At 33.5% G+C, this 22,689-nt stretch carries 20 protein-coding genes and 1 pseudogene; 9 read left to right on the forward strand and 12 right to left on the reverse strand.

Annotated elements, in window-relative coordinates; translation table 11 throughout:
• Window positions 1–27: 27 nt before the first annotated feature.
• Window positions 28–1,092, reverse strand: coding sequence for an acyl-CoA reductase (locus AAC084_RS11685; RefSeq protein ID WP_339840377.1), 1,065 nt, complete (start codon window positions 1,090–1,092; stop codon window positions 28–30).
• Window positions 1,093–1,181: 89 nt separating this feature from the next.
• Here AAC084_RS11685 and AAC084_RS11690 point away from each other — a divergent pair, with 89 nt between their 5' ends.
• Window positions 1,182–1,532: a 4Fe-4S dicluster domain-containing protein gene (locus AAC084_RS11690; protein ID WP_339840378.1), complete on the forward strand. Its 351-nt coding sequence runs from the start codon at window positions 1,182–1,184 to the stop codon at window positions 1,530–1,532.
• 191 nt (window positions 1,533–1,723) lie between these two features.
• Here AAC084_RS11690 and AAC084_RS11695 read toward each other — a convergent pair.
• The 3 genes and pseudogenes from AAC084_RS11695 to AAC084_RS11705 all read right to left on the reverse strand — a co-directional run bounded on the left by AAC084_RS11695 (window position 1,724) and on the right by AAC084_RS11705 (window position 6,490).
• Window positions 1,724–4,501, reverse strand: a pseudogene (locus AAC084_RS11695) (TonB-dependent receptor).
• 339 nt (window positions 4,502–4,840) lie between these two features.
• Complete coding sequence (locus AAC084_RS11700; RefSeq protein WP_339840379.1) at window positions 4,841–5,854, reverse strand: FecR family protein; 1,014 nt, start codon at window positions 5,852–5,854, stop codon at window positions 4,841–4,843.
• Window positions 5,855–5,911: 57 nt separating this feature from the next.
• Entirely contained in the window at window positions 5,912–6,490 is a 579-nt protein-coding gene (locus AAC084_RS11705) for a sigma-70 family RNA polymerase sigma factor (protein WP_339840381.1), read from the reverse strand.
• Window positions 6,491–6,691: 201 nt separating this feature from the next.
• Between AAC084_RS11705 and ychF the strand changes: the two genes are divergently transcribed.
• Window positions 6,692–7,786: a redox-regulated ATPase YchF gene (ychF, locus tag AAC084_RS11710; protein ID WP_339840382.1), complete on the forward strand. Its 1,095-nt coding sequence runs from the start codon at window positions 6,692–6,694 to the stop codon at window positions 7,784–7,786.
• Here the strand turns inward: ychF and AAC084_RS11715 are convergent.
• Together AAC084_RS11715 and AAC084_RS11720 are read right to left on the reverse strand one after the other, a co-directional pair.
• Window positions 7,783–8,076: a chaperone modulator CbpM gene (locus AAC084_RS11715; protein WP_339840383.1), complete on the reverse strand. Its 294-nt coding sequence runs from the start codon at window positions 8,074–8,076 to the stop codon at window positions 7,783–7,785. The two genes, ychF and AAC084_RS11715, sit on opposite strands and share 4 nt — an antisense overlap.
• A gap of 1 nt (window position 8,077) precedes the next feature.
• A complete protein-coding gene (locus AAC084_RS11720; protein WP_339840384.1) occupies window positions 8,078–8,983 on the reverse strand; it encodes a J domain-containing protein in 906 nt (301 codons plus the stop codon).
• A gap of 225 nt (window positions 8,984–9,208) precedes the next feature.
• On the opposite strand from AAC084_RS11720, the gene AAC084_RS11725 reads away from it, so the two are divergent.
• From AAC084_RS11725 to AAC084_RS11740, 4 genes are all read left to right on the forward strand, one after another.
• Window positions 9,209–11,074, forward strand: a complete 1,866-nt coding sequence (locus AAC084_RS11725; protein WP_339840385.1) for a DNA topoisomerase IV subunit B — start codon at window positions 9,209–9,211, stop codon at window positions 11,072–11,074.
• A gap of 25 nt (window positions 11,075–11,099) precedes the next feature.
• Window positions 11,100–13,763: a DNA gyrase/topoisomerase IV subunit A gene (locus AAC084_RS11730; RefSeq protein WP_339840386.1), complete on the forward strand. Its 2,664-nt coding sequence runs from the start codon at window positions 11,100–11,102 to the stop codon at window positions 13,761–13,763.
• A 9-nt stretch (window positions 13,764–13,772) separates the two neighbouring features.
• Entirely contained in the window at window positions 13,773–14,201 is a 429-nt protein-coding gene (mscL, locus tag AAC084_RS11735) for a large-conductance mechanosensitive channel protein MscL (RefSeq protein ID WP_339840387.1), read from the forward strand.
• Between the two features lie 108 nt (window positions 14,202–14,309).
• Window positions 14,310–15,266 (forward strand): sterol desaturase family protein, encoded by a 957-nt coding sequence (locus tag AAC084_RS11740; RefSeq protein WP_339840388.1) that lies wholly within the window; start codon window positions 14,310–14,312, stop codon window positions 15,264–15,266.
• Between the two features lie 73 nt (window positions 15,267–15,339).
• Here the strand turns inward: AAC084_RS11740 and AAC084_RS11745 are convergent, their stop codons facing one another.
• From AAC084_RS11745 to AAC084_RS11760, 4 genes are all read right to left on the reverse strand, one after another.
• Window positions 15,340–16,809, reverse strand: coding sequence for a Gfo/Idh/MocA family oxidoreductase (locus tag AAC084_RS11745; protein WP_339840389.1), 1,470 nt, complete (start codon window positions 16,807–16,809; stop codon window positions 15,340–15,342).
• Window positions 16,810–16,911: 102 nt separating this feature from the next.
• On the reverse strand, window positions 16,912–17,721 hold the full coding sequence (locus tag AAC084_RS11750; protein WP_339840390.1) for a TerC family protein: 810 nt from the start codon (window positions 17,719–17,721) through the stop codon (window positions 16,912–16,914).
• Window positions 17,722–17,723: 2 nt separating this feature from the next.
• Entirely contained in the window at window positions 17,724–18,101 is a 378-nt protein-coding gene (locus AAC084_RS11755; protein WP_339840392.1) for a hypothetical protein, read from the reverse strand.
• 74 nt (window positions 18,102–18,175) lie between these two features.
• Window positions 18,176–18,505: a helix-turn-helix transcriptional regulator gene (locus AAC084_RS11760; protein ID WP_339840393.1), complete on the reverse strand. Its 330-nt coding sequence runs from the start codon at window positions 18,503–18,505 to the stop codon at window positions 18,176–18,178.
• Window positions 18,506–18,795: 290 nt separating this feature from the next.
• Between AAC084_RS11760 and AAC084_RS11765 the strand changes: the two genes are divergently transcribed.
• From AAC084_RS11765 to AAC084_RS11775, 3 genes are all read left to right on the forward strand, one after another.
• Window positions 18,796–19,899: a M14 metallopeptidase family protein gene (locus AAC084_RS11765; RefSeq protein WP_339840394.1), complete on the forward strand. Its 1,104-nt coding sequence runs from the start codon at window positions 18,796–18,798 to the stop codon at window positions 19,897–19,899.
• A 116-nt stretch (window positions 19,900–20,015) separates the two neighbouring features.
• Window positions 20,016–20,495, forward strand: a complete 480-nt coding sequence (locus AAC084_RS11770; protein ID WP_027066901.1) for a winged helix-turn-helix transcriptional regulator — start codon at window positions 20,016–20,018, stop codon at window positions 20,493–20,495.
• An 89-nt stretch (window positions 20,496–20,584) separates the two neighbouring features.
• On the forward strand, window positions 20,585–21,103 hold the full coding sequence (locus AAC084_RS11775) for a DinB family protein (protein WP_339840396.1): 519 nt from the start codon (window positions 20,585–20,587) through the stop codon (window positions 21,101–21,103).
• Between the two features lie 2 nt (window positions 21,104–21,105).
• On the opposite strand, the gene AAC084_RS11780 is transcribed toward AAC084_RS11775, so the two are convergent.
• Both AAC084_RS11780 and aroB read right to left on the reverse strand, forming a co-directional pair.
• Window positions 21,106–21,435 carry a hypothetical protein gene (locus AAC084_RS11780; RefSeq protein ID WP_339840397.1) on the reverse strand — a complete coding sequence of 110 codons (330 nt, stop codon included), beginning with the start codon at window positions 21,433–21,435 and terminating at the stop codon, window positions 21,106–21,108.
• A 109-nt stretch (window positions 21,436–21,544) separates the two neighbouring features.
• Window positions 21,545–22,606, reverse strand: a complete 1,062-nt coding sequence (aroB, locus tag AAC084_RS11785) for a 3-dehydroquinate synthase (RefSeq protein ID WP_339840398.1) — start codon at window positions 22,604–22,606, stop codon at window positions 21,545–21,547.
• Between the last annotated feature and the right edge of the window lie 83 nt (window positions 22,607–22,689).

A 22,689-nucleotide genomic window follows, 5' to 3' on the forward strand; every position in this document is an offset into this window, starting at 1 on the left:
TTTTGCGATACAGAATGGTATTTAATTCTAGGATGTTCTCAACAGGAAATTAACTGTATCGATTCCATCAGCATAATCATTTAAAGATGGTTTTTGAGTTTCACCGAATGAGATTTCATCATCTATAAACCCTGAGGATACAATACATTGTATTTTATCTTCTTCTGATATGAGTTTTGACTTCAATTCTTCTACATTCTCATAATGCTCATAGAATAGTGATGCAATTGGGGAACCGTAGCTTTCTTCTTCCTTTAAAACAAGGAAACCGTTATCCAATATTTTAAATTCGCTCATGAGGTAAACCGCCTTATTATAATCATAATTATTGGCATATTTATTATGATTTATAATGTCGTTATGAAGAAACATTGCCTTGAAGAAAGTGTCAATGTCATAATTGACCGGAATAAACATTTTTGATACACTTCTACAACCAAGACCGAAGTATCTAAAAATATCTTCACCTAAAGCAATTAACTCATCTTTAGATTCTTTACCAGTTAAAACGGCAACAGAATTCCTGTTTTTTCGAATGATATTAGGTTTTTTACCAAAATAGTATTCAAAGTATCTTGCCGTATTGTTACTACCAGTTGCAATCACGGCATCAAAATGGTCAAGTTTTTCGTTTGTGAAAATCACCCTTCCTTCAAAGTATGGCTCTATACTTTTTACATAATCGATAATTAAAGGAATTAACTTTTGGTCGTTACTAGATAACTTTACCAATGCTTTATTGCCCGTAACTAATACACATAAAAGGTCATGAAACCCAACTAGTGGAATATTACCAGCCATAATAAGAGCAACAATTTTTTCTTTATTAGTGGTTAAGTCATAATCTTTTAACCAATTCTCTAAATTTTCTTTAGTTAATAAATTCCCCCATTCTCGAAAGGCATGAATGCAATTCTCTTTTGTAAACCATCCATTATAATGTTGGGCCATTTCTATTTCAGCCTCAAATGAAGTAATCCACGCGTTATTTATTAATTCAGAATTGGTGCCTGAGGTGATATATTCACAAAATGTTCTTAGAAAATCTCCAAGTTTAACAAAAGCTTCTATGGTAAGGTTACGATGGGTCATTATATTTGTATACTAATTCACTAGGAATTACCTTTGTGCAAAAATAAGCATGCCCGTTCTTTTTTGGGCATTTTAATGTAGAAGAAATTATGGCAATTATAATAACTGACGAATGTATTAATTGTGGGGCTTGTGAACCAGAATGTCCGAATACCGCAATTTATGAAGGGGCTGATGAATGGCGTTACAGCGATGGCACTTCTTTAGAAGGTAGTGTAGTTTTGCCTAATGGTAAAGAAGTAGACGCAAATGAAGTACAAGTACCCATAAGTGATGAAGTTTACTATATATCACCAGATAAATGTACAGAATGTGTGGGCTTTCATGAAGAACCACAATGTGCCGCTGTATGCCCTGTTGACTGTTGTGTACCAGATGATGATCATGTAGAGACCGAAGAAGTGCTCTTAGCTAAGCAAAAGTTTATGCACCCTGAATAAGGTTGTTTTTATATTATTGAATTAATATCTATTCAGTTTTGCTGTGGTTTTTTATAATTCTTAAATTATAGATGCATTGTTTTCTTATAATTTACAGCGCAGTTTTTAGAATATACTCTCATTTACTTAAAAGCATAAAAAAAAAGCTACCTAATCAAATAGGTAGCTTTTTTCAAACAAACTAAATCAAACTAGAACTTATAATTCAACGAAAGGTTGAACATTGTACCTAATTGGCTAAAATGATAACCATCATACGTCATTTGCGAATAACGTTGGTTAAAGGTAATTAGATTAGACTGGTTTTGAGTCTGAGCTGCGTCTGCTAAAATAGCATCACCAGCAGCATTTTTAGACTGGAAACTCCATTCAGGTAGAACATTCAATAAATTATTAATGTTTAATGCTAGGGTCAATTTATCAGTAGCACTAAAGTTAATACCTAAATCAGTTACAATTTTTGGAGTGAATTCGGTGAATAAATTATTATCTAAACCTTGTTGTTGAAAGGTTGTTTTTCCAAAGTATGTATTATTCAAGGAAAAACCGAATTTGTTGATGTCATAATTAGCACCTAGAATCCACTTTGTTTTTGGTCTAGAAGTAAAGAATAAAGCTTCTTGAGTTTCATTAACAACAGACTGTCCAGAGTTTGCTACTAATGGTACATCTTTTACATCGCCATCTCTTTCGTTTTGAATTGTGTAGTTTCCTGATAAATTCAAATCAAGATTGCCTTCTCCTATCTCTATTCCTTTATAAGCAAGAACAACATCAATACCAGAAGTTTTAGTATCTATCGCATTTGAAAAGAAACTTACATCAGTTAAGTTGTTATTCGCTAAAAGAATATCAAGTGGGTTTGTTGCATCTCCACTAGGGCCAATTTCAGAACCTAATACAATTCTATCTTTTACTGCAATATTGTAGTAATCAAATGTATAGCTGAATTTGTTGTCAATTTTACCACCAAAACCAATGGTAAAGTTTGTAGATGTTTCAGCATCTAATTGGGGGATACCTAATAATTTAGCTTGTGTAGAAACATTGTTTATTAGTCCACCAACTTGAATACCTTGTCCTGGTACAAAACTGTATTGAGCTTTTTGAGTATAAATTTGGTGTAGGGTAGGAGCTCTGAACCCTGAAGAAATAGAACCTCTTAAGGTGAAAGCATCGTTAACCTTATACCGTGAGCTAAATTTGTAAACAAAAGCATTACCAAAATCTGAATAATTCTCTGTTCTAATAGTACCACTCAATAAAAAAGCATCAGAAACATCATAATCTAAACTTAAATATCCACCGATGTTATAACGGTTGAATTTACCAGCATTTTGAGGAGAAGCACCTGCAAATGAATCTGCACCACCACCATCATAAGAAGCTAATTCACCTTCAATAACTTCGAAAGTTTCAGTTCTAAACTCTGCACCGACACCAATACTTATTTTATCAGAAAGTATTCTTGAAATATCAATGTTACCAATGTTGTTGGTGAACTTAGTTCCTCCTGGATCAAAAGATTGCTGACTGTTTTCTCTGTATAATTGAGATCCCTCTGAAAGTTCACCATCATCAACAGAACCATTACCATTAGCATCAACCCAAGTTGATGGAGAATAAACAACATTTCTGTTATGAGTATTGTTCACTTTGTACGTTTGAGTGTTTCCACCAGTAGTAAAACTAGCATCGATATTCCAATCGTTAATAGTAGATTTAAAACCAACCGTACCATTATAGTCACTAAGTAAACCTTCAAAAGTAGGAACATAACCATCATAACCGCCGGCTGTATTTGGATTGTCGCCAGGGAAAAAATCTGCCAAATAAGGGAAATCATCAACAGTTCTCCAATAAGGAGTTCTGTAATTTGCAAAGCTATTTACTGCCTTATAAACGTAAGCCGCATTTGCATAAAGAGAAGTGTTCTCGCTTAAATCATATCCTAAGTTTACAGAAAATTTTGCTGCGGCTGTTTCTGGTGAACCATTTATGTTTCCTGCATCAGGTCTTCTTGATAAGAATGATTGTACATCTGCAATGTCTGCTCCAAAATCAGCTGCTTCCCCAGCTGCGTTTACAGTTCCTGGTCTATTTGCTTGGTTAACTTTTGAAAGATCTATTGTATAATTCACGAAACCTTTGTCTTCTCCAATAGATGAGCCATTGTTCAAAGCAACTCCGAACATTTAGCCGTCACCTTCAGAAGTAATTCCAGTTCTTACTGTCGCAGAACCTTCGTTTGGAGAATCCTTAAGAATAATGTTCATTACACCAGCGATGGCATCTGAACCATATTGCGCAGAAGCACCATCACGAAGAATTTCAACTCTTTTAATTGCATCTGTAGGTATTGCTGAAATATCTGCCCCAGTTTCACCACGCCCTGGCGATGTCTGAGTATACAATAAAGCACTTAAATTTTTACGCTTACCGTTAATTAAAATTAATGTTCTACTAGGTCCCATGTTTCTAATTTCATAAGGATCTAATAAAGACGTAGCATCATTTACCGGAGTTTGAACGGTGTTAAAGGAAGGAATTCGATACTGCAAAGCTTTATCAAAAGTTGCTTGACCAGTTGAACTTAAATCTTTAGCTCCAATAACATCAACAGGTAATGGTGTGTCAGCGTTACTTCTTGGCGCTGTACGAGAACCAACAACTATAAACTCATCCAATTGCATTCCTTCAGATAACTGAACATTAATAGTGTTTTTGCCAGCAGTAGATATTTCTTGCGAGGCAAAACCTATATAACTAAATACCAATTTTGTATCATCAGTAACATTTATGGAGTAATTTCCATCAAAATCTGATGTGGTGCCGTTGGTTGTTCCTTTTTCAATAATATTTACTCCGGCTAAGGGCATTCCAGAATCATCTGTAACCTTACCAGTAATACTATTTTGAATTACCTCGTTAAGTGTTAAAGCGGTAATACCATTGTTTACAGAATTGATTCTTAAAATTTTTGCTCTTTCTGGTTTTTTATGGTAAACAACATAATACTTGTTGCCTAAGTATTCAAAATCGAAACTCGTTTTGCGTTCCAATTTATTGATGATCTTATCCAGTAAAGGGAATTCATATTCCTCAGGGTTTAAACTGGTGGTAGAAACTAGTGTAGGGTTGTACGTGAAAAATACTTCGTGCTTTGCACTAATCTCATTTAGAAACTCACTCAGGGTAACCTCTTTTTTTAGTTCATTAGCTGCCATGTTACTGGTGATGCTCGAAAAAAGCATTACTGCAAGCAGCAATCTCATTAGTTTGTTAGTTTTCATAAATAAATAGTTTAGTTAATAAATAGGGTTCTCTTGTACTTGTAAAATATTTCCTTTGTTAATGATTCTTGTTCCGGTCGCCTTTTCTATTGCGGCAATACATATTTTTAAATTTTGATTAGGAATACCTCCTGATATGGGTATATCTTTTAAATGATCAGAAGAGTATTTCACTTGAAGGCCATAAGTAAGCTCTAAATTGGACATCACATCTTTTAACGGAATTTCATTAAATGCATAGGTGTCGCCTCGCCAAAGTGCGTATGGTGTTTCGATCGTAACTTTTTTATGAACTAACTTCTTGCTTTCCTTAGAAAAAGAAACCATTTCACCGGGAATCATCTTAGTAACATCTCCATTGTTAAATTCTAAATTGATGGAACCTTCATCTAAAACCACATTAGTTTTTTGTTCTCTCGTGTTTACATGAAACTGTGTTCCAAGAACCTCTACTTTAAGGTCATTGGTAATCACCCAAAATTTTGCATTTGTACTTGGTATAGATTTTACCTTGAAATAGGCCTCACCTTTTAGATTTAATAGTCGTGGATTGTCTTTTTTGTAAGATATTTCTGAGTTTCCGTTTAATACAACAGAGGTTCCATCAGGTAGCTTAAGATCAATGATTTCACCGAAATTTGTTTTATGTATTGTAGTATTATAATCGTTAAACATAGATAAACTTGTCCAACTTAATAAAATTAATACTACGGCTGCAGCAGAGAAGTATATGGCCTTATTAAAACTTCGTGTTTTTTTAATTGGATGCTGCGAGGTTGTTTTTAAGCCGATTTTCGGTAAAATTTTAGTGAGTTCTATGTCAACCTTTTTATTACTTGGAAATTGCGGTTTAAAATTTATACCTACGATGATGGCTTTTGCATTTTCAACAGTTTCAAAATGTTGTGGATTATGCTTTAGCCAATTATTCCAGTATGCAATATCATTTTTATTTAAGCCTTTAGCCCAATTTTCAAATGACGTATCTTTTAAGAAATACTGTAAATCGAATTTGTTTTTATTCTTCATGTAGTAAGGTGTTCCATTTATAAGAGGTTTAATTCTTAAAAATATACCCTACTATTTTTAAGTTTTTTTTAAAATAGATTTAATTTGTTGATTTTCAGAAGCTAAGCGAAGTTTGGATAATGCTTTCTGTAGTATATTCAAAACACTTTGATAGTTCATATCCATAACTTCGGCAATATCCGAGCTACTCATATTGCTATAATACTTTAAATAAATAACTTCTTTTTGCCTTGGAGAAAGTTGGTTAATAAGTTCGGATAAAGTAGTCGTGCATAGGAATTGAATTTCTTGATTAATAGAAAGTTCTTCTGCGGAAAAAGTGAAGTTCGATTTAAATAATTGCGCTTCAGAAATAGAAATGGTTTTCTGACTTTTTTGAAGTTGTTTTATAAGTCTTCTCTTAAAGGATATAAAAAGGTATGCTTTGAGGTTTTTTATAGATCCTGCTTTTTCTCTTTCTTCATAAAGTTGAATAAAAAAATTCTGAAGACAGTCTTCTGTAAGTTTTGAATCATTACTCAACTTTATTCCATAGACATGTAGTTGCGGATAAAATTTCTTAAAAAGGAGCGTAAAAGCGTTCACTTCTCCTTTTTTGAAAAAATACCATAGTGTTTCATCAGATTGAAGTTCCATAAATTCTTACATGTTCTACGCGAAAAGTATTAAAATTATTCTTAAAAAGTGTTAAATATGACAATAATACTCATCATTGGTCTAAAAAATTTGAAAATAACACAAAATTTTAGTAGTACTTTTTAGAAAACTTAAGAGTAAAAATTGAAGGTAAAATGTTTAAGTAAAAACTATATTTGCATCCTTGAAATATTCTTTATTATGAAAGCAGGTATTGTAGGATTGCCAAACGTAGGTAAATCAACACTTTTTAATTGTTTGTCAAATGCTAAAGCGCAAAGTGCAAATTTTCCATTTTGTACAATAGAGCCAAATATTGGGGTTGTGAATGTTCCTGACGCTAGGTTAGAAAAATTAGAAGAGTTGGTGAATCCTGAAAGAGTGTTGCCGGCAACTGTTGAAATAGTTGATATTGCAGGATTGGTAAAAGGAGCAAGTAAAGGAGAGGGGTTAGGAAACCAATTTCTAGGTAATATTCGCGAGACCGATGCGATATTACATGTTTTGCGTTGTTTTGATAATGATAATATCGTTCACGTAGATGGTAGTGTAGATCCAATTAGAGATAAAGAAACTATAGATATGGAGCTTCAATTGAAAGATTTGGAGACTGTAGATAAGAAACTAGAGAAAGTAAAAAGGGCCGCTAGAACAGGTAATAAAGATGCTCAAAAAGAAGAAACTACTTTATTAGCTATAAAAACAGGTTTGGAAGCTGGTATATCCGTTAGAGCTATAGAAATTGATGAGGAATCAAGAATTGAATTTGTAAAGCCTCTTCAATTTATTACAGATAAACCAGTTATGTATGTTTGTAATGTAGATGAAGATGCGGCAGTTTCAGGTAATGCATATGTTGAAAAAATAAAAGAAATGGTTGCTGCTGAAAATGCGGAAGTTATTTTCTTGGCTGTGGGTACAGAAGCTGATATTACTGAATTAGAAACTTTTGAAGAGCGCAAAATGTTTTTAGAGGACTTAGGTTTGGAAGAGCCTGGTTCTGCTAAATTAATTCGTGGAGCATACAAATTATTAGAATTGGAAACTTATTTTACAGCAGGAGTAAAAGAGGTTCGTGCTTGGACTATACCTGTTGGTGCAACTGCACCCCAGGCAGCAGGAGTTATTCATACAGATTTTGAAAAAGGTTTTATTAGAGCTGAAGTTATTGCTTATAAAGACTTTGTCGCTTTTGGTAGCGAGGCAAAAGTGAAAGAAGCTGGTAAAATGAGAGTAGAAGGTAAGGAGTACATCGTTAAAGATGGTGATGTAATGCATTTTCGTTTTAACGTTTAGTGCTCATAAATAGTCAACCGATCTCGAAGTAGTTTTAATTCTTGCTCTAATCGGTTGACTTTTTCTAACATATGGTTTATGGTGTCTATGCCTTCCATATTTATTCCTAGTTCATTGCGTAATCTATAAATACGTTCTATTTCAATAATGTGGTGCTGTTGAACATATTTTTTATTTTCAATCTGTTGAACTTCAATCATATCAAACTCCAAAAGGTCATCTATAAATTCTACAGGAGTTTGTGTACGCTCGCAATACAGCTCTATTTGTATATAATTTTCTGAATCCATATTATCGTAATTCTGAAAGTTGTTTGAATAATTGTTTTTCTTTATCTGAAAGTTCTGTAGGCATTGTCACTTTATAGGTAATGTAAAGATTTCCATGAACACCTTTTTTCTTGTAAACAGGCATTCCTTTTCCTTTCAATTTCACCTTAGTGTCGTTTTGGGTTTCGGGCTTTACCTTCAGTTTTACTTTTCCTGTTAAGGTTTCCACTTCAATAGAGCTTCCTAGTATAGCATCATATAAGGATATAGATTCATTTTTATATAAATCATTTCCTACTCGTTGAAAGTTGGTGTTGTTGTTAATTTCAAAGGTTAGGTATAAATCACCTTTGGGTCCGCCATTTACTCCATCACCTCCATAACCACCAATCTTAATGGTTTGTCCGTCTTCAACCCCAGCAGGTATGGTTATTCTTATTTTTTTGGAACCAAGGTCAAGAGTTTGTTTGTGGTCCTCCAAAATATCAAGCAAGTTTAACTTTAAGGTAGCGTTTAAATCTTGACCTTTAAATTGGGTAGACCTTTGTCGTCCACCCCCACTAAAACCACCACCAGAGCCACCGAACATAGATTCGAAGAAGTCTGAAAAATCTTCATTGGACCCACTAGAGCTAGAATAACTTCTTCTGTTGCCAGAAGAAGAGCCACGTTGATTTCTCTTAGCTTCTTCAAAAGCATCGGCATGTTCCCAATCCTTACCGTATTGGTCGTACTTTTTTCTTTTATCAGGATCGCTTAAAACTTCATTAGCCTCATTTATCCGTTGAAATTTTTCTTGAGCAGTTTTGTCATTCGGATTTAAATCTGGATGAAGTTTACGAGCCAATTTACGGTATGCCTTTTTAATATCGGCTTGTGTGGCTTTCTTGTCTATTTCTAGAATTTTGTAATAATCAATAAATTCCATAGGTATTCAAAATCTAGTTTAAAGATATAAAAAAGGACAAAATAATTCCTATGATACATATCATCATTTAAAAGTTCTTTTTGAATATCTCTTATTTGAATTTGACAATGAATATCAGAGCTATCAACAATAAAAGGGGACTTATTGTTAATTACTTTAACAGATAGGGGTTTTATCTTTTGCCGAGTGGTGCTATCTTTAACGCAACTTTCATAAACTTTTTAAATGTCCCAAGACACTACTAAATATACCGAAGATAATATACGCTCGCTTGATTGGAAAGAACACATCCGATTAAGGCCTGGTATGTATATCGGTAAATTGGGTGATGGTTCATCTGCAGATGACGGTATCTATATTCTTTTGAAAGAAGTAATAGATAACTGTATAGATGAATTTGTAATGGGTGCCGGTAAGACCATCGAAATATCCATTAAGGATAAAGTGGTTAAAGTAAGAGATTATGGTCGTGGTATTCCTCTAGGTAAAGTAGTAGATGTAGTTTCTAAAATGAACACTGGTGGTAAATATGACAGCCGTGCTTTTAAGAAATCGGTTGGATTAAATGGTGTAGGTACAAAGGCGGTAAATGCATTATCCAGTTTTTTTGAAGTCCAATCATCACGAGATAATCAGGTTAAAACGGCTCAATTTAGTTCAGGTAATTTAGAGAATGAAGTTGGTCCAGAGGAATCTTCTAAGAGAAAAGGTACTAAAGTTACTTTTGTACCTGATGAAGCTATCTTTAAAAATTACAAGTATAGAAATGAGTATGTAGAACGCATGCTTAAATACTATGTCTATCTAAATCCTGGTCTTACTATTGTTTTTAATGGCGAGAAATTTTATTCTGAAAATGGATTAAAGGACCTTTTAGAGGATAATAATAATATGGATGATATGCTTTATCCTGTTATCCATTTAAAAGGGGAGGATATTGAGATCGCAATTACACATAGTAAAACTCAATATAGCGAAGAGTATCATTCTTTTGTGAATGGACAGCATACTACACATGGTGGAACACACCAGGCCGCTTTTAGAGAAGCAATCGTAAAAACTATTCGAGACTTCTATGGTAAGAATTATGATGCTTCAGATATTAGAAAATCAATCATATCAGCGATTGCTTTGAAAGTGATGGAGCCTGTTTTTGAAAGCCAGACAAAAACTAAATTAGGTTCTACTGATATGGGTGGTAACTTTCCAACAGTGCGTACCTACATAAATGATTTTATTGGTAAATATTTAGATAATTACCTTCATAAAAATAGTGATACAGCAGATAAGCTGCAGCGGAAAATTATGATGGCCGAGAAGGAGCGTAAAGACCTTTCTGGAATACGTAAACTAGCTAGAGATAGAGCAAAAAAGGCAAGTCTACATAATAAAAAACTTCGAGATTGCAGAGTTCACTTTAGTGATATGAAGCATGATCGTCGATTAGAAAGTTCACTTTTCATTACAGAGGGTGATTCTGCCTCGGGATCAATAACCAAATCAAGAGATGTAAATACCCAAGCAGTATTTAGTCTAAAAGGTAAGCCTTTGAATTCTTATGGAATGTCGAAGAAGATTGTCTACGAGAATGAAGAATTCAATTTATTACAGGCTGCATTAAATATAGAGGAGTCTATTGAAGATTTAAGATATAATAACATTATAATAGCTACAGATGCCGATGTAGATGGTATGCATATTAGATTGTTATTGATAACTTTCTTTTTGCAATTTTTTCCGGAGTTGATAAAAGAAAATCACCTTTATATTTTGCAGACACCTTTATTTAGGGTGCGCAATAAAAAAGAGACTATTTATTGTTATAGTGATGAGGAGCGCCAGCATGCTTTAAATAAACTAACGGGAAAACCAGAGATAACGCGTTTTAAGGGTTTAGGAGAAATATCACCAGATGAATTCAGGCATTTCATTGGGGAAGATATTAGATTAGAACCTGTAATGTTAGATAAGGCAATGTCTATAGAAGAGCTATTAAGTTTTTATATGGGGAAAAATACGCCGGATAGACAAAAATTTATAATCAATAACCTTAAAGTTGAAGTTGACTTAATTAAGGATAAAGTAGTATAAACTAAATTAATACGATTGCTTCTTAATGGAGGAAAATGACGATTTGAACGAAGAAACTAACGAAAATCTTTCCGAAGAGAATACTATTAATACAGATTCATCTGAAGCATTAACCAGGGTTTCTGGTATGTATAAAGATTGGTTCTTAGATTACGCGTCTTATGTAATTTTAGAACGAGCTGTACCTGCTATTGAGGATGGTTTTAAACCCGTACAGCGTAGAATCATGCACTCCTTAAAAGAGTTAGATGATGGCCGCTACAATAAGGTAGCGAATGTTGTTGGGCACACAATGCAGTATCACCCTCATGGTGATGCTAGTATTGCGGATGCTATGGTGCAGATTGGTCAAAAAGATTTACTCATAGATACTCAGGGTAACTGGGGTAATATTTTGACAGGAGACAGGGCGGCAGCTTCTAGGTATATTGAGGCAAGACTTTCTAAATTTGCGTTAGAAGTTATATTTAGCCCTAAAATAACCGAATGGCAATCATCTTATGATGGTCGGAAGAAAGAGCCCGTAAACTTACCTGTAAAATTTCCATTGTTATTGGCGCAAGGTGCAGAGGGAATTGCAGTGGGACTTTCTACAAAAGTCTTAGCCCATAACTTTATTGAGCTTATTGATGCTTCAATAAAACACTTAAAAGGACAGCGTTTTACAATATTACCAGATTTTCCGACAGCTGGTATTATAGATGTTACAAATTATAATGACGGATTAAGAGGTGGTAAAATAAGGGTACGTGCTAGAATATCTCAATTTGATAAGAATACATTAGTAATCAATGAGATACCTTATGGTACTAATACTGGTAGTTTAATAGATTCTATTTTAAAAGCCAACGAAAAAGGTAAGATTAAAATTAAGAAAATTGAGGATAATACTGCTGCAGATGTTGAAATTTTAATTCATCTGCCATCAGGTATTTCACCAGATAAAACTATTGATGCTCTTTATGCTTTTACGGCATGTGAATCTTCAATTTCTCCTTTAGGTTGTATAATCGAGGATAACAAACCTTTGTTTATTGGTGTAACCGAGATGCTTAAAAGGTCGACTGATTCAACGGTAGAGCTTTTGAAAAGAGAACTTGAAATTCAGTTGAGTGAATTAGAAGAACAATGGCATTTTGCATCGTTAGAAAGAATTTTTATAGAAAATCGTATCTATCGAGATATTGAAGATGAAGAGACTTGGGAAGGTGTAATTAGTGCTATCGATAAAGGTTTAGCGCCGTACACTAAGCATTTAAAACGTGCAGTTACCGAAGAAGATATTACGAGGCTTACAGAGATTCGAATTAAAAGAATTTCCAAATTTGATTTAGATAAGGCTCAGCAGTATTTAGAAAGTCTGCAGGAGCGTATAGCTGAAGTGAAAAATCATTTAGCTAATCTAATAGAGTTCGCTATAAATTATTTTAAGAACTTAAAAGAAGTTTACGGTAAAAATAGAGGTCGGTTAACAGAAATTAGAGTCTTTGATGACATCGAAGCTACCAAGGTTGCTATTAGAAATACTAAACTATACGTAAATAGGGAGGAAGGATTTGTTGGAACGTCTCTTAAGAAAGATGAATACGTAACCGATTGCAGCGATATTGACGATATTATAATGATTACCAATGAAGGTCAAATGATGGTTTCTAAAGTAGATTCCAAAATTTTTGTTGGTAAAGGAATTATTCATGTTGCCGTGTTCAAAAAGAAAGATAAACGAACAACATATAACCTTATTTATAAGGACGGAAAAGGCGGTGCTACATATATTAAGCGATTTAATGTTACTAGTATTACTAGAGATAGAATATATGATTTAACAACTGGCAAGGCTGGTTCGCAAGTGTTGTATTTCTCTGCCAACCCTAATGGTGAAGCTGAAGTTATTACCATATTGCTGCGTCAAGTAGGTAGTGTTAAGAAGTTGAAATGGGATATTGATTTTTCTGATGTCATTATTAAAGGAAGAGCGTCGAAAGGAAATATTGTTACTAAATATTCTGTAAAGCGAATTGAACTTAAGGAGAAAGGCGTATCAACTTTAAAACCGCGAAAGATTTGGTTCGACGATGTGGTACGTAGGCTAAATGTAGATGGTAGAGGGGAGTTGCTTGGTGAGTTTAAAGGTGATGATTTGCTGTTGGTTATTAATCAAAAAGGCGTTGTCAAAACGTTCCTACCAGTATTGACCTCTCACTTTGATGATGATATGATCGTACTTGAAAAATGGATTCCGGAAAAACCTATTTCAGCCATTTATTGGGAGGGAGAAAAAGAACGTTTTTATGTGAAAAGGTTTGTTATTGAAAATGAAAATAAAGAGGAACTATTTATTTCTGAGCATCCTAAATCGTATTTAGAATTAGTTTCGACTGATTGGCGACCAATGGTAGAAATTGAATTCCCTAAACCAAGAGGTAAAGAAGCTAAAGAAAATGAATCTATTGATATAGAGGATTTTATATCCATTAAAGGAATTAAAGCTTTAGGTAATCAATTTATTACTGAGAAGGTGAAAAATATAAATATATTAGACCCATTACCTTATGAGCCTGTAGTTCCTGAAAAGGCAGAGGATATTGAAGTAGTGGATGAGGAAGCTGTTGGTTCTACAGAAAAAAATGATAGTAAAGGTTCCGATGATGAATTGCCGCCAGATGAATTTAAAACATTGTTCGATTAATTTTCAGTTATGAGAAACTTCTTTGAAGAGTTTAAAAATTTTGCTATTAAAGGCAATATGATAGACTTGGCCATTGGTATAATTATTGGAACAGCATTTAATAAAGTGGTTAGTACCCTGGTGTCTAAAATTATAATGCCTCCACTTTCCTTAATGACCGATGATGTAAACTTATCCAATAAAAAATGGATACTTAGAGAGGCTAGTGAAAAAGCGGAAGAAGTGGCTGTCGGTTATGGAGAGTTAATAGAATCACTTTTAGACTTTTGTATTATTGCCTTTACTATTTTCGTCATGGTAAAATTTATAAATCGATTTAAAGAGAAATCAGAAGACCTTGCTAATAAAGAGGTGGAAACACCTAAAAACATTGCATTGCTTTCTAGTATGGAGAAATTACTAAAAGAACAGAATGCAATTCTAAAATCCAAAAAATAACTACGCAGATTAATAATTGAAAAGTCTTATCTTGTAATAGAAAGTTAAGATTAGACAATTTTAAAGTATAATTGGTTTTATAACTACCTTTACAAAAATTTTTAATTAATGGATTTTACCAACCCTCTGGTATACGGTGCGCCAGCTTTTATAGCCTTTATTTTATTAGAATTAACTTACAGTAAAACTCATGGCGATGATGATCTCTATGATTGGAAAGATTTTGCTGCTAGTAGTGTAATGGGGATTGGTTCTGCTATAATAGGTCCATTGCTTAAGATTATTTTATTAGTTGTTCTTTTTGAATACGCATATGAGCTTTTCAACCCTATGGTTGATGGGGTAAGAACTAACATTATGGGGTATAAGTCATTTGGCTATGCTTGGTATGTTTGGTTGCTATGTCAATTAGCTGATGATTTTACGTATTACTGGTTCCATAGAGCTAATCATGAGATTCGTATTCTCTGGGCGGCACACATAGTGCATCATTCATCAGATAATTTTAATCTTGGTACTGCTATACGTAATGGTTGGTTTACATTACTTTACAAGCCTTTTTTCTATGTATGGATGCCTATTATTGGATTTCCGGTAGAAATGGTAGTTGTTTGTTTAGCTATTGAATCTTTTTGGCAATTTCAATTGCATTCACAGTATGTGCCAAAGATGGGATTCATTGAAAAGATATTCAATACCCATACCATGCACCAAGTTCATCATGCACAGAATGTTGAATACTTAGATAAGAATCATGGTGGATTTTTAAACTTTTTCGATAAAATCTTCGGTACTTGGAAAGAATATGATGAAGAAATTGATGTAAAATTCGGTGTTATTCATGCGCCCAACTCTAATAACCCTATTGTAATTCTAACTCATGAATTCAAGGATATTTGGGCAGATGTGAAAAAATCAAAGAAATTCAGTCATAAATTAATGTACATTTTCGGACCTCCGGGTTGGAGTCATGATGGCAGCACTATGACTGTTAAACAACAACAAAGACTGTTTGAAGAGCAAAAACAGGCGGATCCTAAGGTTGCTTTTAATAGACCAAATTAAAGTATTATTATAAAAAAAAGGGAGGTATTTTACCTCCCTTTTTTTCTGTATTTTCTTTCAACGAGGGTAGATGTTAAACCTCCCAACCTTTTCTGTATTTTCTTCCAACAAATTGGTTGGCTTCTTCCATATTGGTAATTCTCATATTTTCTCCATCCCACAATAATTTTTTACGGGCAAAGAATTCCATAGCACCTTCAGCGTTTTCTCTTTGTAGCATGTAACTTCTTATTGCTAAGTTACCCATTAGAACAGTTTCGGTCATAGGCCCGGCGTAATCGAATGAAGAAGTAAGAGCTAAGTGTTCAGAGCTGCCAAAACCAGCTTTACAAGCATCGACCCATTTACGTTGATGTCCATACTCTGGTTCCAAATTTTCTTCAACTTCTGGTCCGAATTCCGTAGTGCCATCGTTTAAGTATAATTTAGGCATCAGTGGAGAGCTGTCATTAATATTTGTAGATATAATACCCTTCTCACCAATAATTAAGACTCCGTTAGCACTGTTCTTACCTCCTATGTCATCATTTGCAGGAATAATGTCTGGATGTGATGGGCGAATACCGCCATCGCTCCATGTCATTTCTATGGGTGATTTTGATTTGTCGGTAGCATCAAAGTGTAATGTAATGAAGGATGATGGGGGGCAACCCTCAGGATAGTAATCAGGTGTCCACATTTTAGAAAATACAGATGCCACACTACATTCAGCGTCGGTAGGGTATTTTAAATTTAAGGTTCTAAATGGAATGTCTATTAAATGACAACCAACATCTCCTAAAGCACCAGTTCCAAAATCCCACCAACCTCTCCAGTTGAATGGATGTAAGTTTGGCACAAACTCCCTTTCTGTAGCGGGTCCTAACCATAAATCCCAGTTCAGGCCATCTGGCTTTAAGCTAGCGTCTGGCTTTGGCATTTCAATACCTTGTGGCCATACTGGTCTATTTGTCCATACTTGAACTTTAGATATCGCTCCAATCTTATCTTCATCTATCCATCGTTGTACCATGCCTAAGAGGGGGTTAGACCCACCTTGATTTCCCATCTGACTGACAATCTTATTGTCGCGTGCCATTTGCGTTAAAGTACGAGCTTCTTTAATGTTATGTGTCATTGGTTTTTGTACATAAACGTGAATACCGCGTTCCATTGCCCATTTTGCTGCAGGGCCATGAACGTGGTCTGGAGTAGATATGGTGACAGCGTCAATGTTTTTCTTTTTATCTAGCATCACTCTGAAATCATCGTAAAGTTTGGCTTTAGGAAAATTCGCTACACTTTTTGAAGCTGACCCTGTGAAATCTACATCACACAGTGCTACTACGCGTTCTCTGCCCATTACTGAGGCATTTTTTATATCACTAATACCTTTTCCGCCAGCGCCAATAGCTGCGATGTTTAGACGGTCGCTAGGGGCGAGAAAGCCAGGACCTCCCAGAACATGTCTAGGAACGATAAATACAGATGAAGCTAATGCGGTTTTCTTGACAAAATCACGTCGGTTTAGACCGATGGTTTTATCCTTGACGGGTTTTTTCATTATTGGTGTTGATTTAAGTTGATAGGTTAAACCAAGGTAATAAAAAGACCCCTATAAAACAATTGATTTACAGGGGTCTATATATTAATACATAAATTATTTCTATTCCTCTAGATCAACAGTTTCATTTTTATTCTTATTCATTCTAAGATCAAAGAACTCTACCATAAGTGAGAATGCAATGGTGAAGTAGAGGTAGCCTTTAGGAATAGTGCCTACTTCATTACCAAATACGATTAAATGGCATAAGTGAGCAGATTCTGCGATTAGCATAAAGCCAATCAAGATTAAAAATGATAATCCAAGAATTTGAATAGATGGATGTCTGTTTACAAACTCTCCCACAGGATTGGCAAAAAGCATCATTATAACCACAGATATTACCACTGCGACAATCATTAAAATAAGTGCGTCGTTAGGGTTTGGCGAAATACCGTTTGTCATTCCTATTGCTGTAAGAATCGAGTCAAATGAAAAAACAATATTTATAACTGTAATTTGGAGAATAGCGTTCATTAATGAAGTAGATCTTGCTTTTTTAACCTCGCGTTCGTCATGACCTTTATCTTCTACCTTTTCATGTATTTCCTTGGTGCTTTTGTAAAGTAGAAACAAACCACCTAAGAATAAAATAATTCCTTGACCACTAATGCCTCCAGTAATCCAATCACTATCAAATACCCAAAAAGGCTTTTTCATGGATGTTAAAAATGATATGCCAAAAAGTAATATAATACGCATTACCATCGCTAATACTAATCCTAGGCTTGTAGCCTTTTTGCGTTGACCAGGTTCTAGTTTTCCGGCAGCAATAGAAATGAAAATAATATTATCTATTCCTAAAATGATTTCAAGAAATGTTAGGGTCAGCAGGGCAATCCATGCATCGGGGTTAGCGAAAATATCGAACATGGTTATTTGATTTTATAAGCGGTTCCTGTTTTAACGATTTGTTTTTTATTAGGGTCTTTAACGGCACTCTTATATTGAAAGGTGTAAGATGAGTCTGTAGTGCTTATTATTTTATAGTGAATGGCAGTTTTGCTATGAAGATCTTGTAAAACAAATTCACAATCATTAAACCATCGTACGGTGGCGCTATCTATTTTATTTTCGTAATAATCTACGCTGTACTTTTCATCTCTTGTAAACTTACCTTCTTTTTCAATGCCACCTAGTTCATAGGTAAACTTAAAAGTACCTGTTTTATACTTTTCACAATTACGCTCAGGCTGATAGCATGAGCAAAAAAGGAGGCAGGTAATTATGAGTACTGATATTTTTTTCACCATGTTGCAAAATAAAGAAAATAGGAAGGAAGTTGTCTAAAAAAAAGAATAATAGTTTGTTGAAATTACCAGTTTTATTACTCTACATAATTTTTAAATGTACCGTCTGAATAGAATATTACAATACGCTCTACAATCTTTTTCTGAATGGTTTTTTTGTTTTCCTTGGTAACTGCGCATTCTATCGGTTTAACATTATTATCTAAATTGTTTTTTGGATATTTTCCTTCGCCATATAAAAGCCATTGTAAATCTACTTCTTTAAAAGCTTCGTTTATTTTCATTATAAATTCTAAGCTAGGTTTGTTTCTGCCATTTAAAAGGTGTGAAATACTCGAGCGTTGCACGTGAATTAAATCAGCGAAAGATGCCGAAGAAAGTTCGTGATGATTTAAAATTGTTTTCAACCGGATGAGGAATGACGAAGTATCTAACATGTTTACAAAACTAAAACATTCTGAAGAAGAGTTTTAATTATATGTTGACGTTATATGATATATAGTACTGAATATGTAAAAGTTTTTATTTAATTAAAAATATTTAAAAGATTGATATACTGAATTTTATAAGTAATAATGTTGAATAAGTTAAAATTGTAAATTATAGCACTATTTTTATGCATAAAATTTTAATTTTATTGTTTACAATTGTAAACTTAAGCTGTAGTATTTTTGTATTTTATAAAAGAAAAAGGAATATGCAAGCAATAGATTATAGTGAAATATATGTATCAAGCATTCAAGGTAGATATGTAACTTACGATCATCTGAATCAATTTATTTCTAGTCTATCAATAAAATTTAAAGTTGTAACTATTGGGGAGTCTGTTCGAAATGAATCTATAAAAAGCATCACTTTTGGTAATGGTCCTAAACGGATTTTAATGTGGTCGCAAATGCACGGTAATGAATCAACAACTACAAAAGCAATTGTTGATTTATTAAACTATTTACAACTGAAAAAAGTTGACGCATTAGAAATAGGAAATGCTTGTACTTTAAAGATTATCCCTATTTTGAATCCCGATGGAGCTCGAGATTATACAAGGGTAAATGCAAATAAAATTGACTTAAATAGAGATGCCCATGATTTGACGCAACCAGAAAGTCGCATTCTTAAAAAGGAGTATGATGCGTTCGATCCTCATTATTGTTTTAACCTACATGATCAACGTACTATTTTTAATGTAGGTAAAACTGACCAACCGGCAACAGTATCTTTTTTAGCACCTGCTTTTGATGTTGCACGAAATAACTCGCCATCTCGTAAGTTAAGCATGCAGTTAATTGCAGCTATGAATTCTGAGTTACAAGAATTAATACCTGGTCAAGTTGGTAGATATGATGATGGTTTCAATGCTAATTGTGTCGGTGATGCATTTCAAATGAGAGGAACGCCAACGATTTTGTTTGAGTCTGGGCATTATGTAGGGGATTATCAAAGAGAGAAGACTAGAGAACTTATTTTTTACTCCTTATTAAAAGGTATTTCTACAATTGTCTCAAATTCTATTGAAGAATTTACAGTTGAACAATACCTGTCAATACCTGAAAATGGAAAGCAGTTTGTAGATATTTTGGTATGTAATGACACAACTTTAAATAAAGATTTAGGGGTAAAAGACATGGTTCCAATTCAATACAAAGAAGTTCTTAAAAATGGTGAGATTGTATTTGTCCCGATGAAACATGTTTTCGATATGACTCCTGTGAAAATTTTTGGACACAAAACTTTAAATCTGCATGATGAAGAAGATTTAAATTGGCTTAAAAATAACGATATAGTAAAACTATTAGATTGATTTTCATTGCCTTATTTCTTTGAAAACTTTGAAATGTTTACATTTTCATTAAAAAAAGTTCATATTCAATGCATTTAATGTGATAATTTTTTATTTTTGGCAAAAATTTTATAACTATGGGCAAAGTCAAATTAGACGAAATAGACCACCAAATTCTGGATATGTTGATTGACAACACCAGAACTCCTTTTACCGATATTGCTAAAAAACTTCTTATATCTGCAGGTACTGTTCATGTTAGAGTTAAGAAAATGGAGGAAGCAGGAATTATAAAAGGTTCTTCTCTTACTTTAGATTATGTGAAATTAGGATATGCGTTTATAGCGTATGTTGGTATTTTCTTAGAAAAAACCCATCAAACTAAATTCGTGTTAGAGCGATTAAACCAAATTCCTAATGTTACTATAGCTCACATTACTACTGGTAAATTCAATATATTCTGTAAAATTAGAGCTAAGGATACTACTCATGCAAAAAATATTATTTTTAAGATAGATGATATTGATGGTATAAGTAGAACCGAAACAATGATTTCGTTAGAAGAAAGTTTCAATGATAAGAAACGATTAATGCATACTATATTTAACGAGTTATAAGTTTTTAACTTCAACTAACTCAAAAATCCCAGTTATTTTTATGATTGGGCTTTTTTATTTTCAATTAAAGTAAAAATACATATAATGTTATGAGAATTACTGATCTTCAGGTAGATGAATTTAACTTTTTTTATGCTACTTACTTAAAAAAGCTTGACGAACAAGAAGATTTAATGTCTGCTTTACTAAAAGGTCAAGAATGGTTTCAGAATTTTGTTGCCGAACTGAATAATGAGCAATTAGCTTATAGCTATGGAGAAGGTAAATGGACTATAGCAGAAGTTCTTGTTCATTTAATAGATACTGAACGTATTTTTCAATACCGTGCTTTTAGAATTTCTAGAAACGATAAAACCCCCATGCCTGGTTTTGAGCAAGATGATTACATTATTGAGAGTAATTGCAATATTCGTACTAAAGAAGATATATTGGAAGAATATCTTTCGGTTCGAAATGCATCAATTATTTTGTTTAAGAATATGTCTGAGACCAAATTAAAACGATTTGGCACAGCTAGTGGCATGCCATGGTCAGTAGCCGCTTTAGGGCTTGCTATAAGCGGTCATCAAAGGCATCATGAAATAATATTAAAAGAGCGCTATTTGTAATTTTAATCTAGATCAGGTTCAACTTCTCTTTCGAAATTTAGATAAAGCGCATTTGTCATTTCTTCTGATTGCATGACTTCTTCAGGGGTTTTTGATTCAAGCTCTTTCTCTACGTTATCTTCAAAGTTGGCGATAAAGTTTGAAAGGCTTTTACTGATTTTTACAAGATATAATGTATCAGCGGTTTTTAATTGAACTGCTTCTACATAATCACCTTTAATGTTTTTAAAAGAAATAATATCCTCATCACCATATCCATAAGGGTATGTTTCAATTAAAAGTGCAGCCAATTGGTGGTCTAGTTTGCGGTAATCGATAAGTCGTCTGGTCATAACTAATTTGGTTTAAGATGGTTACTAAGATTCTTAACCTAAACTAGTTATTATATAGTCAACTAAATTTGTAGAGTTGTGAAAGTGGTGTTTTTGGTATATGAAGTTTTTAATCTTTGTAGTAAGCGAAAGCTTCAGCAAATAATTCTACAGGAATTTCAATGTCAAAAACAGGATTACCAATCTCTTTTAAGAGTACAAAATTCACTTTTCCATGTGAATTTTTCTTGTCGTACTTCATGAGTTTGAGTATGTTTTCAAAATCCTCTTCTAAGAATTCCACTTTTTCATACCTATTTAAAAAAGTAGTTTTAATATCTTCTAAAGTAGCTAATGGAAGATTTGTTAATTTATTGGATAAATATCCTTCCAAAATCATTCCAATGGCAATAGCCTCGCCATGCAATAACATTTCTTTCGAATCATTTTCTAAAAAATAAGATTCTATGGCATGACCTAAAGTGTGCCCAAAGTTTAATATTTTTCTAATATTCTGCTCAGTCGGATCTTGTAAAACAACTTTGTTCTTTATTTGAATAGATGAAAGAATATGGTTCTTCATATCCTCTAAACTTTCAGCTTTTTTCAAAGCGTTCCAATATAACTCATCTTGAATAAGGCCATGTTTGAGCATTTCCGCAAATCCGCTTTTTATTTGTCTATTATCCAAAGTATCTAGAAAATTGGGTATAACTAATACCATAATTGGTTGGTTAATAACCCCAATTTGATTTTTTAGGGAACCTAAGTCCACACCGGTTTTACCACCTACAGAAGCATCAACCATTGACAAAAGCGTAGTTGGCACATTAATAAAGTCAATTCCTCTTTTAAAGGTAGAAGCTACAAAACCACCCAAATCGGTTAAAACTCCGCCGCCAAGGTTAATTAAAATACTTTTTCTATCAGCACCAAGTTCAGATAGGGCCTCCCAAACACCTATACATGTCTCTATATTTTTATTAATCTCACCAGATTCTATTTCAATGATTTCAAATTGATATTCTCCATTTATTTCCGCCATAAACTGTGGTAAACAAAGTTCATGTGTATTTTCATCTACTAAAATAAAAACAATGGAATATGCTTTTTTGGCTAAATGAGAATTAAGGACCTTAAAAGCTTTTTCATTAAAATGTACTGCGTATGAGTCTGAAATTATAGATTCCATAATATGGTATGACTAGGTATTGGTTTCTAATTGAACACAAAATAAAGGTTATTTTTAGTCTTAGGATTATAAAATCTGTGATT

The organism is uncultured Maribacter sp. (assembly GCF_963977385.1).
Classification (GTDB): domain Bacteria; phylum Bacteroidota; class Bacteroidia; order Flavobacteriales; family Flavobacteriaceae; genus Maribacter.

Coding starts and splice junctions, on each gene's coding strand:
- AAC084_RS11685 (WP_339840377.1), bottom strand. CDS start 1,092: ATGACCCATCGTAACCTTACCATAGAAGCTTTTGTTAAACTTGGAGAT.
- AAC084_RS11690 (WP_339840378.1), top strand. CDS start 1,182: ATGGCAATTATAATAACTGACGAATGTATTAATTGTGGGGCTTGTGAA.
- AAC084_RS11700 (WP_339840379.1), bottom strand. CDS start 5,854: ATGAAGAATAAAAACAAATTCGATTTACAGTATTTCTTAAAAGATACG.
- AAC084_RS11705 (WP_339840381.1), bottom strand. CDS start 6,490: ATGGAACTTCAATCTGATGAAACACTATGGTATTTTTTCAAAAAAGGA.
- ychF (WP_339840382.1), top strand. CDS start 6,692: ATGAAAGCAGGTATTGTAGGATTGCCAAACGTAGGTAAATCAACACTT.
- AAC084_RS11715 (WP_339840383.1), bottom strand. CDS start 8,076: ATGGATTCAGAAAATTATATACAAATAGAGCTGTATTGCGAGCGTACA.
- AAC084_RS11720 (WP_339840384.1), bottom strand. CDS start 8,983: ATGGAATTTATTGATTATTACAAAATTCTAGAAATAGACAAGAAAGCC.
- AAC084_RS11725 (WP_339840385.1), top strand. CDS start 9,209: ATGTCCCAAGACACTACTAAATATACCGAAGATAATATACGCTCGCTT.
- AAC084_RS11730 (WP_339840386.1), top strand. CDS start 11,100: ATGGAGGAAAATGACGATTTGAACGAAGAAACTAACGAAAATCTTTCC.
- mscL (WP_339840387.1), top strand. CDS start 13,773: ATGAGAAACTTCTTTGAAGAGTTTAAAAATTTTGCTATTAAAGGCAAT.
- AAC084_RS11740 (WP_339840388.1), top strand. CDS start 14,310: ATGGATTTTACCAACCCTCTGGTATACGGTGCGCCAGCTTTTATAGCC.
- AAC084_RS11745 (WP_339840389.1), bottom strand. CDS start 16,809: ATGAAAAAACCCGTCAAGGATAAAACCATCGGTCTAAACCGACGTGAT.
- AAC084_RS11750 (WP_339840390.1), bottom strand. CDS start 17,721: ATGTTCGATATTTTCGCTAACCCCGATGCATGGATTGCCCTGCTGACC.
- AAC084_RS11755 (WP_339840392.1), bottom strand. CDS start 18,101: ATGGTGAAAAAAATATCAGTACTCATAATTACCTGCCTCCTTTTTTGC.
- AAC084_RS11765 (WP_339840394.1), top strand. CDS start 18,796: ATGCAAGCAATAGATTATAGTGAAATATATGTATCAAGCATTCAAGGT.
- AAC084_RS11770 (WP_027066901.1), top strand. CDS start 20,016: ATGGGCAAAGTCAAATTAGACGAAATAGACCACCAAATTCTGGATATG.
- AAC084_RS11775 (WP_339840396.1), top strand. CDS start 20,585: ATGAGAATTACTGATCTTCAGGTAGATGAATTTAACTTTTTTTATGCT.
- AAC084_RS11780 (WP_339840397.1), bottom strand. CDS start 21,435: ATGACCAGACGACTTATCGATTACCGCAAACTAGACCACCAATTGGCT.
- aroB (WP_339840398.1), bottom strand. CDS start 22,606: ATGGAATCTATAATTTCAGACTCATACGCAGTACATTTTAATGAAAAA.